General features: G+C 37.6%; 19 protein-coding genes and 1 riboswitch. Of the genes, 17 read left to right on the plus strand and 2 right to left on the minus strand.

The genetic code is table 11. The features are described from left to right. The first annotated feature begins 25 nt into the window (after positions 1-25). The gene (gene desB / locus MF646_RS01585) at positions 26-1,123 is read left to right on the plus strand and encodes a Delta(10) desaturase DesB (protein WP_250094742.1); all 1,098 of its coding nucleotides are present in this window, start codon (positions 26-28) and stop codon (positions 1,121-1,123) included. A 125-nt stretch (positions 1,124-1,248) separates the two neighbouring features. Here the strand turns inward: desB and MF646_RS01590 are convergent, their stop codons facing one another. After that, positions 1,249-1,968, minus strand: coding sequence for a 3-ketoacyl-ACP reductase (locus MF646_RS01590; protein WP_250094743.1), 720 nt, complete (start codon positions 1,966-1,968; stop codon positions 1,249-1,251). A gap of 268 nt (positions 1,969-2,236) precedes the next feature. On the opposite strand from MF646_RS01590, the gene rbsK reads away from it, so the two are divergent. Continuing rightward, entirely contained in the window at positions 2,237-3,133 is an 897-nt protein-coding gene (rbsK, locus tag MF646_RS01595; protein WP_250094744.1) for a ribokinase, read from the plus strand. Between the two features lie 14 nt (positions 3,134-3,147). Here the strand turns inward: rbsK and MF646_RS01600 are convergent, their stop codons facing one another. After that, entirely contained in the window at positions 3,148-6,351 is a 3,204-nt protein-coding gene (locus MF646_RS01600; RefSeq protein ID WP_250094745.1) for a DEAD/DEAH box helicase, read from the minus strand. 637 nt (positions 6,352-6,988) lie between these two features. Here MF646_RS01600 and gvpJ point away from each other — a divergent pair. The 15 genes from gvpJ (at position 6,989) to MF646_RS01675 (ending at position 16,668) form a co-directional block, all read left to right on the plus strand. Beyond that, positions 6,989-7,210, plus strand: a complete 222-nt coding sequence (gene gvpJ, locus MF646_RS01605) for a gas vesicle protein GvpJ (RefSeq protein ID WP_250094746.1) — start codon at positions 6,989-6,991, stop codon at positions 7,208-7,210. 56 nt (positions 7,211-7,266) lie between these two features. Further along, complete coding sequence (gene gvpO, locus MF646_RS01610; RefSeq protein ID WP_250094747.1) at positions 7,267-7,530, plus strand: gas vesicle protein GvpO; 264 nt, start codon at positions 7,267-7,269, stop codon at positions 7,528-7,530. Between the two features lie 14 nt (positions 7,531-7,544). Then, on the plus strand, positions 7,545-8,450 hold the full coding sequence (gene gvpN, locus MF646_RS01615; RefSeq protein ID WP_250094748.1) for a gas vesicle protein GvpN: 906 nt from the start codon (positions 7,545-7,547) through the stop codon (positions 8,448-8,450). Then, the gene (locus MF646_RS01620; RefSeq protein WP_250094749.1) at positions 8,440-9,195 is read left to right on the plus strand and encodes a GvpL/GvpF family gas vesicle protein; all 756 of its coding nucleotides are present in this window, start codon (positions 8,440-8,442) and stop codon (positions 9,193-9,195) included. Before gvpN ends, MF646_RS01620 begins: the two co-directional genes overlap by 11 nt. A 2-nt stretch (positions 9,196-9,197) precedes the next feature. Beyond that, positions 9,198-9,458 carry a gas vesicle protein GvpG gene (locus MF646_RS01625; protein ID WP_250094750.1) on the plus strand — a complete coding sequence of 87 codons (261 nt, stop codon included), beginning with the start codon at positions 9,198-9,200 and terminating at the stop codon, positions 9,456-9,458. Next, positions 9,458-10,285, plus strand: coding sequence for a GvpL/GvpF family gas vesicle protein (locus MF646_RS01630; protein WP_250094751.1), 828 nt, complete (start codon positions 9,458-9,460; stop codon positions 10,283-10,285). The genes MF646_RS01625 and MF646_RS01630 overlap by 1 nt, the downstream gene beginning before the upstream one ends. A 9-nt stretch (positions 10,286-10,294) precedes the next feature. Next, the gene (locus tag MF646_RS01635) at positions 10,295-10,531 is read left to right on the plus strand and encodes a gas vesicle protein (protein WP_250094752.1); all 237 of its coding nucleotides are present in this window, start codon (positions 10,295-10,297) and stop codon (positions 10,529-10,531) included. Then, entirely contained in the window at positions 10,524-10,811 is a 288-nt protein-coding gene (locus tag MF646_RS01640) for a gas vesicle protein K (protein WP_250094753.1), read from the plus strand. Before MF646_RS01635 ends, MF646_RS01640 begins: the two co-directional genes overlap by 8 nt. Positions 10,812-10,830: 19 nt before the next feature. After that, positions 10,831-11,139 (plus strand): gas vesicle protein, encoded by a 309-nt coding sequence (locus MF646_RS01645; RefSeq protein ID WP_250094754.1) that lies wholly within the window; start codon positions 10,831-10,833, stop codon positions 11,137-11,139. Then, positions 11,114-11,281, plus strand: a complete 168-nt coding sequence (locus MF646_RS01650; RefSeq protein ID WP_250094755.1) for a hypothetical protein — start codon at positions 11,114-11,116, stop codon at positions 11,279-11,281. The genes MF646_RS01645 and MF646_RS01650 overlap by 26 nt, the downstream gene beginning before the upstream one ends. Before the next feature lie 339 nt (positions 11,282-11,620). Next, positions 11,621-11,766, plus strand: a riboswitch (FMN riboswitch). Positions 11,767-11,961: 195 nt separating this feature from the next. Next, entirely contained in the window at positions 11,962-13,047 is a 1,086-nt protein-coding gene (ribD, locus tag MF646_RS01655) for a bifunctional diaminohydroxyphosphoribosylaminopyrimidine deaminase/5-amino-6-(5-phosphoribosylamino)uracil reductase RibD (protein ID WP_250094756.1), read from the plus strand. Beyond that, positions 13,048-13,704 (plus strand): riboflavin synthase, encoded by a 657-nt coding sequence (gene ribE, locus MF646_RS01660; protein ID WP_250094757.1) that lies wholly within the window; start codon positions 13,048-13,050, stop codon positions 13,702-13,704. A gap of 21 nt (positions 13,705-13,725) precedes the next feature. Next, complete coding sequence (locus tag MF646_RS01665; RefSeq protein ID WP_275980175.1) at positions 13,726-14,946, plus strand: bifunctional 3,4-dihydroxy-2-butanone-4-phosphate synthase/GTP cyclohydrolase II; 1,221 nt, start codon at positions 13,726-13,728, stop codon at positions 14,944-14,946. Positions 14,947-15,028: 82 nt separating this feature from the next. Then, positions 15,029-15,496 (plus strand): 6,7-dimethyl-8-ribityllumazine synthase, encoded by a 468-nt coding sequence (gene ribH / locus MF646_RS01670; RefSeq protein ID WP_250094758.1) that lies wholly within the window; start codon positions 15,029-15,031, stop codon positions 15,494-15,496. Positions 15,497-15,738: 242 nt separating this feature from the next. Then, positions 15,739-16,668: a manganese-dependent inorganic pyrophosphatase gene (locus MF646_RS01675; RefSeq protein ID WP_250094759.1), complete on the plus strand. Its 930-nt coding sequence runs from the start codon at positions 15,739-15,741 to the stop codon at positions 16,666-16,668. The last annotated feature ends 32 nt before the right edge of the window (positions 16,669-16,700 follow it).

Raw genomic sequence — 16,700 nt, forward strand, 5'->3', positions numbered from 1 at the left:
GTGTATTTGGAAGGGTGTTTTTTATTTGCAAGATTTACATTCGTTTGGCTGGTATGCAGCAAAATTAAAACCTCACCTGCCGAAAAAAGCGTTTCAACCAGTTCCTACGAGGTTATGGGGTGGACTAGCTTATTTAGTCATTACGGTAGTGGCATTACTTACAATTGGGCTTTTAGACGTGTTCCCGCTGTTTTATGTACCCATCTCGATTGTTATAGGAGCTAGCTTTGCTGCTTTAGGGTTTTTAGGTCATGAAATTTTACATGGTACGGTAGTTAGAAAACCATGGCTAAGAGATTTCTTAGGGGCTGTTGCCTTTTGGCCGTTAAGTACAGGGCCAAAGCTGTGGAGAAAATGGCATAACTTGACACATCATGTTCATACACAGCATGAGGAGCATGATCCGGATTCCTGGCCGACGCTAGAGAGAATCATGAAAAGTCGATTCTTGTGTTGGGTGTATAAACTCCCATTACCTGTTCGCGCTTTCTTTAGCTTCTGTTCGTTGTCGTTTCAGTTTACAGTGCACTCTGTAAATATGTTTGTGATCTATCTAAAGGAGTTTAATCCTAAGAAGCGTCCTGCAGTAATATTCGAAGCAATCGTACCTTGGATGACATGGATTGGTTTGCTCGTTTGGGTTGGACCGGTTAAATGGATCTTTATGTTTTTGCTTCCGTTGTTAATTGCCAACCTTATCGTAATGGCCTATATATCAACAAATCATCGCTTAAACCCAACGACAGAAGTGAATGATCCATTAGCTAATAGCTTAACGGTCACGGTTCCAAAATGGGTTGATGTTCTGCATTTTAATTTTTCTTATCATACAGAACATCATTTATTTCCAGGGATGAGTTCTAAATATTATCCTCAAGTGAAACAATTAATTAAAGAACATTGGCCAGAGCGCTATCATGAAATGCGTTTTGATAAGGCTTTAATTGCATTATGGAAAACTCCAAGACCTTATCAAGATCGTGTACTTGTTGATCCAAGTAGTGGAGAAGTATTCGGGGCTTTAGGTGAAGGGTTAGACACAACAAACATAAAGAAAGTGGCAAAAAAGGTAAGGGAATCTGATCTTGTTTCTTCCTTATCTAATTCGAAAAATCAAAAATAATTAATTACTACCAGAGAAGGACTATGTCTTTCTCTTTTTTTGTAAAAACACAGACGGCAGTCCAACTTAAAATAGTAAGAAGTGACCATTAAAGGAAAATGCCCCTTAATGGTCGTTTGATCGTTCTATGGATTTGTTGACCATAGGCCAGCAGATTTAATGAATATACGTGGATGGAGTTTTAGCTGGGCAACCATATATTCAGCAAGGTCTTCAGGTTGCATTACTTTTTCTGGGTTGCCATCTGTTAAATTTTCTCTAAACGCAAGTTCAGTTGCGACTGTACTTGGCGTTAGTGCTGTTACACGTATATTATGTTTGCGAACTTCAAGGGCAAGTGATTCAGTAAGTCCGAGTAACCCAAATTTTGAAGCGCTATAAGCACTCGTAACTGGAGCACCTTTTTGTCCAGCTGTTGATGAGATATTAATGATATCTCCACCATTTTTTTCTATTAATTGCGGAAGTACGGTACGAGTCACATAGTAGACTCCAAGTAAGTTAATCTCGATCATGCTCTTCCACTCTTCTGGAGTAAGCTCTAGAAATGGCCCAAATTTACCTGTACCTGCATTATTAATTAAGATATCAGCAGGTCCGAGATTACTCGTTACATGGTCGATCGCTTGTTCAACTTGTTCTAGTGATGAGACATCGACAGTAGCATAAGTTGACTTTACGCCCATCGCCTCTATTTCGTTTGCGACCTCAACAAGGTCAGACTCAGTACGTGCAAGCAACCCAACCTGGACACCTTCTTTTGCTAACGCAATGGCTGTTGCTCGACCAATCCCTTTTCCTGCTCCTGTAACGATGGCAACTTTTCCTTGAAGTGACTGTGCCATGACAACATCTCCTTTTCTTATGTAGAATAGGATTGTATTTTACAACTTCAGCATAATAGAGTCAAAAAAAATGCTTGCTTAGCAATTGATAGGGAACTAGCGTCGTCTTGCTGTCAAGCAATGAAAATCACGTGTATGGTCACTGTATGAGAATGTCAGTTTTATGTATACTGAAAGAAGCATTGAGGGAAGAAGTGATTTTGCAAAACATGATGCATTTTTCGCTTCCGAAATTTTGAAAAAAGAAAAGTAAAAGGAGGCCTAAAAAGTGAGCAAGGGAAAAATTACCGTGATAGGCAGTATCAATATGGACTTAGTGACAATAACCAACATTCGCCCACAAGTCGGTGAAACGGTACTAGGGGAATCCTTTTCAACGGTTCCGGGCGGGAAAGGGGCGAATCAAGCCGTTGCAGCAGCACGACTCGGTGCGGATGTAACCTTAATTGGCTGTGTTGGACCTGATGCGTTTGGACTGGAATTAAGAAATCATCTTATGAATGAAGGGGTTTCTTTTCGTGAGGTGCAAAATGAGACAAAGAAACATACAGGGATCGCGTCTATTACGGTAAGTGATCAGGACAATAGCATTATTGTCGTTCCTGGTGCAAACGAAGAAGTAACTCCTACTGGAATAGAGCCGTTTATCGATACAATTGTAGGAAGTGATATGATTTTGTTACAGTTAGAAATTCCAATACATACTGTTGAATATGTCATTAAAAAGGCAAGTCATAATAATGTTCCAATCATTGTAAACCCAGCACCGTTTCAACCGTTATCAATGGAGACGTTGGAGAAAGTAACCTATATTACACCGAATGAGCTTGAGGAGAAAATGTTACAAGTTGTGAATATGAAAGAGAAGGTAGTTGTAACAAAAGGGAATAAAGGCGTGTCTATTTGGGACAATGGTAAATTTATTGATATCGCCAGCTACAATGTTGATGTCGTTGATACAACCGGTGCTGGGGATGCGTTTAATGGAGCTTTAGCTGTTGCCTTAGCCGAAGGGTCCTCATTAGAGGATGCCTGTCGATTTGCAACGGCTGTAGGAGCATTAACTGTAACGAAGCTTGGGGCGCAGAGTGGAATGCCAACTAGAGAAGATGTTGTTGCTTTTCTTGAAAGTCAAAACTCAAAAGGTCAAAAACTGACCTTTTGAGACTTACACTAGTCTTACAAAGTTAGCAATTGTTTAATATCTTCGACGCTTAGCGATTGCAAAGTCTCTTCTCCTGGCTGGATAATCGAATCAACAAGTGCTTTCTTTTTCTCATGCATGGTGAGAATTTTTTCCTCGATCGTCCCATTAGCAATTAATTTCATAACTTGGACATTTTTCGTTTGGCCGTATCGGTACACTCGATCAGCAGCCTGCTCTTCTATTGCTGGGTTCCACCATGTATCGTAGAGGATGACCGTATCACCGCCTATTAAGTTAAGCCCAGTGCCACCAGCTTTTAAAGAGATCAAAAACAGTGATTTTTCCCCATTATTAAATCGTTCTGCCATTTCTACTCGGGCTTTTGGTGGGGTTTGTCCATCAATATAATGATACGTCCAACCTTTCTCATCAAACGATTTTCTAATTAAGCTAAGCATGGAAGTAAACTGTGAAAAGATGACCATTTTTTGCTTTGATTGTAAGCCTTCCTCTACATATTCAAGTAATCGTTCCATTTTCCCTGATTGGTAAGTGGTATGCGGGTCAATGAGATTTGGGTGGCAGCAAATTTGACGCAGTCGAGTTAGGCCTGCGAGAATCTCAATCCGCTTTTGTTGAAATTCATTGCTCTTAATGGCAGCGTCAACATCATTGGTCAGCTGTTTCACTTGTGCCACATACATTTTCTTTTGGTCTGGACTTAAATCTGTATATTGGACAGACTCAACTTTGTCAGGTAGTTCAGATAAAACATCCCGCTTTAACCTGCGCATAATAAAAGGCCGGACACGCTTTGAAATCGTCTCATTTGAAAGTTCTTTAAATTGCTTTTTTGTACCTAACATTCCTGGCAAGATGCTATGAAAAATTGAATATAGCTCATCTTGATGGTTTTCAATCGGTGTCCCGCTTAGTGCAAAACAACTATTGGAATGAAGGGTACGGACAGCTTTTGTTGTCTTCGTAGCGTCATTTTTTATTGCTTGAGCTTCATCTAAAATCATTGTAGAGAAAATACGAGACTCGTAAAGATCATAATCTCGTTGAATTAATGGATAGGACGTAATGAGAACGTCAAAATCCGTTGCAATCAGTTCTTTTCTAACTTGTTTTGTTCCAGCGACAACTGCCACTTTTAAAGATGGAGCAAATTTAGCTAATTCTTTTTCCCAATTATAAATTAAACTAGCTGGAGCAATAATTAACGCTTGGAAGTTTGAACGTTCTTCTTTTTCGCCTTGCATAAAGGCGATGGTTTGAACCGTTTTTCCTAACCCCATGTCATCCGCTAAAATACCTCCTAGCCCAATGTGAGAGAGGGTACGCAGCCAGCGGTAGCCATTTATTTGATAATCACGTAACTCTGCTTGCAGGCTAGAAGGAGTACGCCAATCACTGAATTCAGGTGACTGTATGTCAGACAAAAGCTGGTGAAGCTGTTTTGATATTCTTGTCTGTCCATTTTGCCGATCTAACTCAAATGCTTTATGCAACGGGATTGTCATTTCTTTTTGTAATTTTTGCTTTGGCGATGCCACCGTATTGATTACTTGTCTGACTGAATCAAAACGACTGTGATTTAGTTGGAGGTAAGATCCAGTTGACAATTTATAGTATTTTGCATTTGTTTGTAAGGCGATAAGGACATCGATTATGTCTTCCTCTGCGATGCCATCCATAGAAAAGGTAACATCAAGCCAGTTTGTTTCATTATTTACATCAAGCTGGACAGATGGTGTGGAACTTGGTGTAGCAATTACACTACGTACTGCAGAAGTTGTAAAGACTTCAATTTCTTTTTGCAAAATAGGAAGTTGTTCAAATAAAAATGGAACAATCGTATCCCAACTAGTTAAAGTAAGCTGCCCATCTACTATATGGAAATCTGTATCTTTTAAAGTAGCTAAGATCGATTCTTCTTTTTGAATGTCTCGAGTAATGATTTTCTCATTCCTATGCTTTGATTCCTCAAATGGATTACGTGCATGTTCACCATATTCAAACGAAACTTTTCCTGTGAGCGTTCCATCATGTAAATCGAGGTAAAACTTAGCCATAAGAGGTTTTGTTTCAATCTTGTCATATAGTTCATCTGACAACTGCACGGTCCCGATCGTTTTAAGAGTAGGAAGAACATAGGAACAAAACGCCTCAAGTTGTTCTTTTGGAATGACATCAATTGTGTCGGTTCCGTCAGCTTGTTCAGCGATAATGTGTAAATGTTTTGCTTGATCTTCGCTTAGCTGATAGATGTTATTTCCGTGAATCAGTGTGTGAAACTCTACATCAACAAAGTCAAATTCGTCTACATTCTCACTAATTAATTGAACATGTGAATCATCCTCGTCAGACTGTAATTTAAAAGTTAATATTTGATTATTTTCAAGCGGCTTAATTTTAATCTGTTCTGATTGAAATGTACCGTCGATTGTTAATACAACCGGCTTGTCTACTAGTTGTTCGAGAAATGAAGACAAACTAACTGCAGGAATTTCATATGAGCGCTTTTGGTTAGATCGATAATAATAATCATCTTTGTTAGCAGCGATAATTTCTAAATGAGTGTATACCTGTTTCAAAATGCTCGCATCACTCTCATCTATTTGGTGGCAACTAGGGTCGTACGAAAAATTAGCTGTAAATGTATAGGATTCTCGATGCATAAAAGAGTGTAAAAACTCTTCAATGTTTTTAACAACATAAAGACGCTTAGTTCCAGCTTTAAGTCTAAGTTCAACTCGATCTAGCAATGAGCTGAAAGAGGCGTGAGAGAATAAGAGCTCGTATTCAACTTGAAGTGGTTCCATTTCAACCGTAGTCGGTCTTTGATTCTTAGCGAATACGTTTTGAAACTTTTCAAGCATTTTACTGCGAAGTTGATTCGGTTGTGAAGAAGGAAAGGGGATGATAGACTCTTTCTCTTCTTGCCATTCTTTAATGGCAAATAACATGGCAACGATGTGCTTACACGCACCTGGATACGTTATTGCCGCTTCACAATCACAAGAATAATAAATTGATTCGGGTCCTTTAAATGTAATTTCACATTCGTACAGCAATGATCCATCTATAAATGCATAGAACGTATTGGAAGCTGGTTCAAAATGTAGGTCAGCCACTCGCTCCAGCCGGAAGTAGTTAATTCCTCTGTTAAAGGTAGATTGATTTGTTGCTATTGATAGAATATAGGTAGCAGTGAGCCACGGATAAGTCATGAAAAAAGTGCCTCCTCTAAAAATACAATATGTTTATCATAACATGTCATAGGAAAAAGGGACGATTAATAACTATTTGTTACATTAATACGGATGCTTTTCTTATGTGCGAATAAAGCGTTTCTTGAAATAAGTTTCATTTAGCAGAAGAGTTTGGAGTTTCCGAATTTGTGAATGTGGGAGTAGGTGGCTGATTGATTTTTAAAATAATAATTAATAGATAAAGTATTGAAATCAATAAGTGTGAGATTATTAGACTTTTAATTTTTTCTGGCTTTTCTTTGGGAGGACAAACAGTTTGTTTATTTCGATTTGCAAATGCACTAGGAAGTTTTCGTAGTTCTAATCTCCTAGGACGGCGATATATTTGTTTTGGTGGACACACTCTCATTTTCCTCATAATAAATCCCTCCAATATTCTTTTTATACTATTTTTATGAATTTTGAATCAACTTGTATAGGAACATGCTCTATTATGAAAAAAATTGTTTTAATTGGGAGAACCCATACCTTTTATTCTACTAACACATAAAATATAGGAGAGAGCTGTCTGAATCTGTCACACATTTTCCATATGCTCATATAATGTGAAAAACTGGGCAGTTCTTCGTCATTTTCAAGTAAAGGAGGTTATGAAATGTCTACTGTTAAAAAGAGTGTTGATTCATCAAGCTTAGCTGAAGTAATCGACAGAATCTTAGATAAAGGTGTCGTGATCGATGTCTTTGCCAGAGTGTCATTGGTCGGAATAGAACTGCTTGCTATTGAAGCACGTGTTGTGATTGCAAGTGTAGATACATGGTTACGTTATGCTGAAGCAGTCGGGTTGCTAAAGGAAGAAGGACCCAGTAGCGCCTAAATGTTAAAGGGGCCAAGGCGATCGTTGCCTTGGTTTACTATTTGAAGGGGGAAGTTATGGAAATCGTTGAAGTTTTAGAGGGAGTTAAACATTTCTTCAGCCAACATTTATCACCTGTACACAAAGTAACATCTATTGAAATGACTGATAGTGGTTGGGATGTATTTGTTGAGGTAATTGAAGAAAGTGAATATATGAAATCTCATGCTAAAGATCAAATCATAGGCGTTTATCATATTCAATTAAACGAAAGTATGAAAATCATAGCCTTTAAACGACAAGGCTTACGTCAACGTAGTTCGATACCTCAGGATGGATAGGAGGGGATTTTTAAATGAAACATTTGGAAGATGGAAAGGGAACAAAAATTGTACTCTCTCCGGATCTTGAAAGTATAGTTAATCGAGCAACAGTTTATATTCAAGCGGGATTTCCTATTCATTTTATAGGTCCAACCGGAGTTGGGAAAACGGCACTGGCTTTCTACATTACAAAAAAGTTGAATCGTCCTTATACATTTATTCAAGGGAATGCCGAGCTTACGAATAGCGACTTTCTAGGAGGGGTAACCGGTTTTACAAAAAAGAAACTCATTGATAATTATATCCATACAGTATACAAGTCTGAAGAACAAGAAAAAGAGATTTGGACAGAAGGACCATTATTAGCCGCTTGTAAAAAAGGACACACGTTTATCTATGATGAATTTAATCGCTCGAAACCTGAAATCAACAATATCTTGCTTCCTATCCTTCAAGAAAGACAACTCCCTTTATATGGAGTGAAAACGCAAGAGAAAATGTTACCAGTTCATACTAACTTTTCTATGATATTTACAAGTAATCCAACTGAATATACAGGTAGCTTTAAAGCTCAAGACGCCTTATTAGATCGCATGATTACCTTCCGTTTACATTATTATGATGTGGAAACAGAAGCGCAAATTATTTCAGGCAACACAGGCCTAGGATTAGAACAAGCAAAAAGAATTGCAAAGGTCATTCACTATACTCGCTCAATAACTACGGAAACACATGCTCCTAGTTTAAGGTCTGCCATTATGATTGCAACGATTGCAAAACGAGGTGGTATAAAGGTCGATTTTTCGGATGACGATTTTCTAATTCTTTGTACAGATGTTTTATTTACACCTTCCATTGGTAGTAGATCGAATAAATCTGAAGACGATATTCAAAAGTTAATTATTAAGGAGATTCGGGGGTGGAGTGGTGAAAAGTAAGGTAGGAATCTATACATTTTGCTCTATAAAAACGCAAAATCCTCTCACATTTGGTTCTATTGAATTTGAAAACAGAAAAACGAACATTTATACCATTCACTTCAAAGATATCGCTATGGTTGTTGCCCAAGTTCCGCTAAAAATTTACACTCCTAAAAAAGAAAATCTTCTAGCACATCAAACTGTCATCTCCACTGTCATGAAAGAACATTCTGTTATTCCCATAAGCTTTGGTAATGTCTTTAAAAAAGAAGAAGATGTTAAAGTTCTATTGAAAAAACTGTACAGTCAGTTTAAACAACTATTCCCACAAATTGAGAACAAAATAGAGGTTGGGTTGAAAATTATTGGAAAGAAAGAATGGCTAAAAAAAATGCTTGAGAAAAATACAAGTATTTCAAAACTGAAAAATGAAATTGAGAGTAAATCAAAGGATGCGGCCTTCTATGATCGAATACAGCTGGGCGAGTTAACTAGAAATTCGTTCAAAGTAATTGAAGAAAAAATAGTTAACGAAGTGTTCTCCCCATTAACGAAAATATCAGTAGCTTCAAAACAAAATGATGTTGTAAATGAAAGAATGCTCTTAAATGCGGCATTTTTAATTGATTGTGATAAGGAAGCTGAGTTTGATCAGAAGGTAAATGAGTGTTATCACCAATGGGGAGATAAGGTAGATTTTAAATACTCAGGGCCATGGCCACCGTATAATTTTATCAATATAAAAGTAAAAGTGGAGGAATAAGGATGCTTCATAAATTGTTTACTCTTCCATTTAAGGCCGTTATTAAAGTAGGAGAAATCATCAAAGAAGAAGCTGATTTAGAATTATATGATATTGACTATATCCAACAACAACTTATTCAATTACAAATGCTTTTAGAGATGGATGAAATCACAAAGGAATACTATCAAGAAAAAGAAGAGGAATTATTGTTACGTTATGAGGTAGCTAAGCAAAAGGAACAAGAGAAGTGGGATGACTTAGAAGAAGAGGAGGATTTCTAATGTCGAGTAGTTATTTAAAAGATGAGCCTACTTATGTTTATGCGTTAGTTCCAACAAGCGAAAAGGATCGTATTCCGCTAATCGAACGTCGAGGTGTCGATGATCAAAACAGCGTTTTCCTATCTCAATTTGGAGAAATAATAGTAGTAGCATGTAAGTTAAATGCAGATGATTATTCCAAAGAGAATCTAGAGCAACACGCTCAAAATCCTAATTGGGTAAAAGCTAAAGCAACACATCATCATGAAATTATAAAGGAAATTCATGACCATTGTACGGTCTTGCCTTTAAAATTTTGTGCAATTTACTCAAATAAAGATGCTATTAACGAAGAATTAAATAAGAAGAAAGAGGATATTTGCCGCTTATTTTCTTTATTTAAGGATCGAGCCGGTTGGAATGTGAAAATCTATTATCAAAAAGAGATGTTTATAAAATATATGAATAACCATAATGTTGCTCTTCAGGAAATGAAACAAGAAATTCAGATATTGTCGCCAGGAAAGCAGTTTCTAATGAAGAAAAAATATGATTTACAACTAGACCAAATAGTTAACCAAGAAGTAAAATCTCTGACTGATAATATACAAACTAGATTAATGAAGAGTTCGGATAATTATGTCTCCAAGAAAATATGGAACAAGCAAATTACTAATAAAAAAGAAGATATGGTTAGTAATAGTGTCTATTTAATTCATAATGACAAAGCTCTTAAAAATTTTAAACAAGACATTGAACAGATTCAGAAGGACTATAAAGAACTAGGTTTTCTGATAGATTGTACGGGTCCATGGCCACCTTATGACTTTTTAGATGTCCAGTCGTGAGGGTCTAAGATGGATGAATTAGGATTAAGTCATAATCAGGACGTTAGTTTGTTAGATATTTTAGATGCTGTATTAGAAAAAGGCGTTACGATAAGTGGAGAAATATTAATTTCGGTTGCGAACATAGATCTAGTCTATGTAGATTTACGTTTACTTGTTACTTCAGTTGAATCTATGAATAGACGTTTAGAGGAACATAACTCTAAATGTGAAAACCATGTTACGTGGAGGGATCATGATGAGTGATTCAACCTTTTTACCGAATGAAAAACTGAATTTTAACTCAGAAAACATAGAACAAGGATTAGCAAAATTAGTCTTAACAGTTATTGAGTTACTAAGGCAGCTTGTTGAGCGCCAAGCTCTTCGGAGAGTAGAGGGCGGTACTCTTTCAGACGATGAAATTGAAGAACTTGGTTTCACATTAATGAAATTAGAAGAAAAAATGAAAGAAATCAAACGTATTTTTAATTTAGAAGGAGAAGAGTTAAATATTGATTTAGGCCCATTAGGGAATTTGCTTTAATTAAGGGGGAAGAGCAACATTGTCCATTCAACATGCATCTGAATCAAGTAATATTCTAGAGATTCTAGAGAAGATCTTAGATAAAGGAGTTGTAATCGCCGGGGATATTAAAATATCTTTAGCCGATGTTGAATTACTTTCAATTAAAATTAGGTTAATTGTTGCCTCAGTAGATAAAGCAAAAGAGATTGGTTTAGATTGGTGGGAAAGTGATCCGTCTTTATCAACGAAAGCAAAATCATTAGAGGAAGAAAACCGTCTTCTCAAAGAAGAAGTAGAAAAGTTGAAAGTTGGTGAAGGAAGTGAAGGACCTATTAAAAATGATTGAATCCGACTTGAAACAAGTAGCAATAGATTTACTAGAGCAAGGTAAATCTATTTCAGTCGGAGAGGTTAAAGATGAACGTAAAGGTTATCATAGTCAATATGTTATAAAAGCTAAAATTGGATTAAATGAAAATAATCACTAAAAAATTATATTAATAAAGCCTTCCATGAGGAGGCTTTTCATATGTTTATATGTACTATAACCACGCGTTCAATACTAGAGCGTCGTTCAAACGATAACTAGAATGGACTTGAAATGTATCATATGAATGTATATTTTTTGATGGAGATTTAAATTTCTTGATTAAATGAAAATTAAATGATAAGATTCCATTAATTAAGGTACAATTTTCTAGTGGTATTTTGGCAGTGGATGATACTAAAGCTTCTTTGATTTCGTTAAGGAACTACAAAAAGCTTTAGCACACTTACTAGATTAATATAGTAAGAATTTATACCTTAATTAATGAGAAAATTAAATAAGGTTTCTTCGGGGCTGGGTGGAAATCCCGACCGGCGGTGATGAAGCAATGCTTCTTAGTCCGTGACCCGACTCTTATAGTAAGAGGCGGTGGACCTGGTGAAACTCCGGGACCGACAGTGAAAGTCTGGATGGGAGAAGGAACGAAGCGGTACAGTAAAGGTTTCTTTCGTAATGTTTTTTTTGAAAAAACGTTACTTTTAAGGGGAGTAGTCTATCCTTTTTTGTGCCGAGTAACGTCAACTATGTTGCACGTTTATTTCGTGATATTTTTAACATGTATGCCCTGAGGTCTATTTCCTCAGGGCTTTTTCTGTATTTACTTAACTGTGAGGGATCAGCATGAATGATGTTTATTATATGAAGCTTGCTCTTGACCTTGCTAAGAGCACAAAAGGGCAAACGTCCCCTAACCCAATGGTTGGATCTGTTGTCGTGAAAAATGGTGCGATTGTCGGTGTTGGTGCCCATTTAAAAGCTGGAGAAGGCCATGCCGAAGTTCAGGCACTTAAGATGGCAGGAGAAAAAGCAGTAGGGTCGACGATCTATGTTACGTTAGAGCCGTGCAGCCATTATGGGAAAACACCGCCATGTGCAGATCTCATTATTGAAAAGGGTTGTAAAAGAGTTGTTGTTGCGACGAAAGACTCAAATCCCGATGTGTCAGGTCGAGGTATCGCAAAACTTAAGGAAGCAGGGCTTGAGGTGGAGTTTGGTATTTGTCAAGAGGAAGCCAATGAGTTAAATGAAGTGTTTTTTCATTTTATGAAAAATCAAATCCCATATGTCACCCTGAAATCCGCTACGACTCTTGATGGAAAAACAGCGACTGTAACTAGAAAAAGCAAATGGATTACAGGTTCAGATGCTAGAGAAGATGTTCATCGTTATCGCCATGAGCACGATGCGATCCTCGTAGGCATTGGAACGGTGTTAGCAGATAATCCTTCTTTAACAACGCGCCTGCCAAATGGTGGAAAAAATCCAATACGAGTCGTTTTAGATCGGTCGTTACGCATCTCAATTGAAACTAAGCTTATTCAAGACCAAGAGGCCCCGACTTGGATACTAACGACAGAACAAGCGTCAAAAGCGAAGCAAACAGAACTTGAGCAATTGGGTGTGAACGTCTTTCGTTTACAAGATGATTCGGTTGAATCGGCTTTAGCTTTACTAGGGACAAAAGGCATCACCTCTTTATTTGTTGAAGGTGGCGCAGAGGTTAATGGGAGCTTTTTGAAAGCTCGGGCTGTTAATCAAGTAATAACGTACTTAGCTCCAAAGCTTTTTGGTGGCAAAGAGGCCCCGACTGCAATCGGGGGTGTTGGCTTTCATGAAGTAGAAGAAGCACTTGAATTAGAAATTAAAGAAGTGACAACGATAGGAACAGATATAAAAATCGTCTCACGTGTGAAAGGTAGTGAGTAAATGTTTACAGGTATTATTGAGGAAGTAGGACAAATTCAAGACATGCGGTCAAGCGGTGAGTCGATGGTTATGAAAATAAGTGCGAACCGTATTTTGAATGACGTGAATCTTGGTGACAGCATTTCTGTTAATGGTGTTTGCTTAACCGTCACATCCTATACATCTACTCATTTTACTGTCGATGTCATGCCGGAGACGGTTCGGGCAACTAGTTTACGTGGACTAGGTCGAGGTTCTCGAGTGAACTTAGAACGTGCCATGAGTGCAAAAGGCCGTTTTGGAGGACATTTTGTTTCTGGTCACGTTGACGGAACAGGAACAATTTTAGCGAAGAACCCTGAACAAAATGCGGTTTACTATCGTATTGGCTTAAATGAAGAGCTACGTCGTTATATGATTGAAAAAGGATCAGTTGCTGTTGATGGCACGAGTTTAACGATATTTGCTGTGGATAATGAAAGTTTTACGATCTCGATTATTCCTCATACTATTGAAGAAACAATAATCGGAACAAAAGGGGTCGGAGATATCGTTAATATTGAATGTGATATGGTTGGAAAATACATTGAACAATTTATTTCAAGACGATTTGAATCATCTAAAAAGCAAGGCTCTTCATTAACAGAAAGTTTTCTTTCTGAACACGGATATAAATAAGAGGATAGGATGGTGAGACTGATGGGTGAAAAAAAAGGAGAAGAAAGATTGTTTGATCCAATTGAAGAAGCGATCTATGAGCTAATGCAAGGTCGCTGTGTCATTGTATGTGACGATGAAGACCGTGAAAATGAAGGCGATTTTCTTGCTATTGCGGAAAAAACGACTCCTGAAGTGATCAATTTTATGGTCACACACGGACGTGGGCTTGTATGTGCACCGATTACAGAAGAGCGTGCGAAACAACTTGATCTTGTTTCAATGGTCGATCATAATACAGACCCACATGGGACGGCGTTTACTGTTAGTGTTGATCATTATACAAACACAACAGGGATCTCAGCGAAAGAGCGAGCAGATACGATAAGAGCTCTTGTTGACGATAATGCAAAAAAACATCATTTTAAGCGCCCAGGTCATACGTTTCCACTCGTAGCGAAAAATGGTGGTGTCCTGCGTCGTGCGGGTCATACGGAAGCTGCGATTGATCTAGCTCGTCTTTCAGGTGCAAAACCTGCAGGAGTCATCTGTGAAATTATGAATGAGGATGGCACGATGGCACGAGTACCTGAGCTTAGAAAGATTGCAGATGAGCATGAATTAAAGATGATCACGATTAAAGATTTAATTAAATATCGTCACCGCAAAGATAAGCTTGTTCAACGCGAAGTAGAAATAAAGCTTCCAACAGATTTTGGTGATTTCCGTGCAATCGGATTTTCTGATGTTATCGATGGCAAGGAAAGTGTTGCTCTCGTAAAAGGAGAAATTATAGAAGGGGAACCGACTCTTGTTCGAGTTCATTCAGAATGTTTAACAGGGGATGTATTCGGCTCACACCGTTGTGATTGTGGACCCCAATTGCACGCTGCTTTAGCTCAAATTGAACAAGAAGGTCGCGGGGTTCTTTTGTATATGCGCCAAGAAGGCCGTGGTATCGGATTAATGAATAAGCTAAGAGCTTATCAACTGCAGGAAGAAGGGTATGATACAGTTGAGGCAAATGAAAAACTTGGTTTTCCTGCTGACCTGCGCGATTATGGAATTGGAGCACAAATCTTGCGCGAACTTGGTGTAAGACAGATGCGCTTATTAACAAATAATCCACGTAAAATTACTGGATTAAAAGGGTATGAGCTTGAAGTGGTTGAACGTGTTGCACTTCAATTGCCTCATAACAAAGACAATGAGAGATATTTAAAGACAAAGTCAGAAAAACTAGGGCATATGCTTCATTTTTAAATAAGGAAACAAGGCTGCAACACGCCTTGTTTACTACATAAAAACTATACAATAAACATCATTCTTGAGGAGGAAAAGAAAAATGGGACATATTTTTGAAGGACATTTAGTTGGAACTGGGTTAAAGGTAGGAATCGTCGTTGGACGATTTAATGAGTTTATTACAAGTAAATTACTAGGCGGTGCACAAGATGCCCTGAAACGTCATGGTGTAAATGAAGCAGATGTGGATGTTGCTTGGGTACCTGGTGCATTTGAAATTCCTTTTGCAGCAAAGAAAATGCTTGATACAGGTAAGTACGATGCTGTTATTACATTAGGAACTGTTATTCGCGGGGCAACACCACACTTTGATTATGTATGTAATGAAGTTGCAAAAGGGGTAGGTTCACTTGCACTTTCAACAGGTAAGCCAGTTATTTTTGGAGTGTTAACAACTGATACAATTGAACAAGCGGTAGAGCGTGCTGGTACAAAGGCTGGAAACAAAGGCTGGGATGCTGCCACAGCTGCGATTGAAATGGCGAATTTAGGAAAAAGCTTCGAATAGTTAGTAGCATTGAGGTAATCTTAAAAGAATGGAATCTATGTTTCCCCACCTTAACTAAAAAGGTAGGGGACGCAGTCTGATTTCCTTTTTAGATTGCCTCTTTTTCCTTTTACATGACTTTTTTATTTCTCTTGTTTATTTCTAGTAAGAAAATTGATAAAATGAATGGTGGCTGTACATACCCTTCTAAAGGGATAAGGTTTCAAGGAATTATATTTTATACAAAAAAGGAGCAATAAAAAATGGAAAAAGTTTTGATTTTTGGACACAAAAGCCCTGATACTGATACGATTACCTCTGCAATTGTATATGCAGACCTAAAAAACAAATTAGGTGTAAATGCAGAGCCTGTACGCTTAGGTGAACTCAATGGCGAGACACAATATGCGTTAGATCATTTTGGAGTAGAGGTCCCACGGTTAGTTGAAACAGTTGCAAATGAAGTGGAAAATGTTATCTTAGTCGATCATAACGAACGTCAACAAAGTGCTACGGATATTGACTCGGTACGTGTACTTGAAGTAATCGATCACCATCGTATTGCAAATTTCGAAACAAGTGATCCGCTATATTACCGTGCAGAGCCTGTTGGGTGTACGGCTACCATCTTAAATAAGCTGTATAAGGAACATGGTGTGGCAATTGAGAAAAACATTGCTGGTCTAATGGTATCTGCTATTATTTCTGACTCTTTGTTATTTAAATCACCAACGTGCACCGATCAAGATATTGCTGCAGCACGTGAATTAGCTGAAATTGCTGAAGTTGACTTAGACAGCTATGGTCTTGAAATGCTTAAAGCAGGTGCTGATGTAAGCAGTAAATCTGTTGCTGAACTTATTTCTTTAGATGCTAAAGAATTTACAATGGGAACAAACAAATTAGAAATTGCTCAAATTAATGTTGTAGATACGAATGATGTTTTCAATCGAAAAGCAGAAGTTGAAGAAGCATTAACAGCTGTTATTGAAGAAAAAGGCTTAGATCTTTTCTTATTAGTTGTTACAGACATTTTAGAAAATGATTCTAAAATTTTAGCATTAGGTAAATTAACAGATGCAGTAGAAAAAGCGTACAATGTAACGCTAGAAGACAATACTGCTGTTTTAAAAGGTGTAGTATCTCGTAAAAAGCAAATTGTTCCAGGATTGGATACAGTTTTAGCGAAGTAATAGGGATTGAAGATTTAATAGTAAGGTAACTA

Origin of the sequence: Halalkalibacter alkaliphilus, assembly GCF_023555415.1 — a bacterium.
GTDB lineage: Bacteria > Bacillota > Bacilli > Bacillales > Bacillaceae_D > Halalkalibacter > Halalkalibacter alkaliphilus.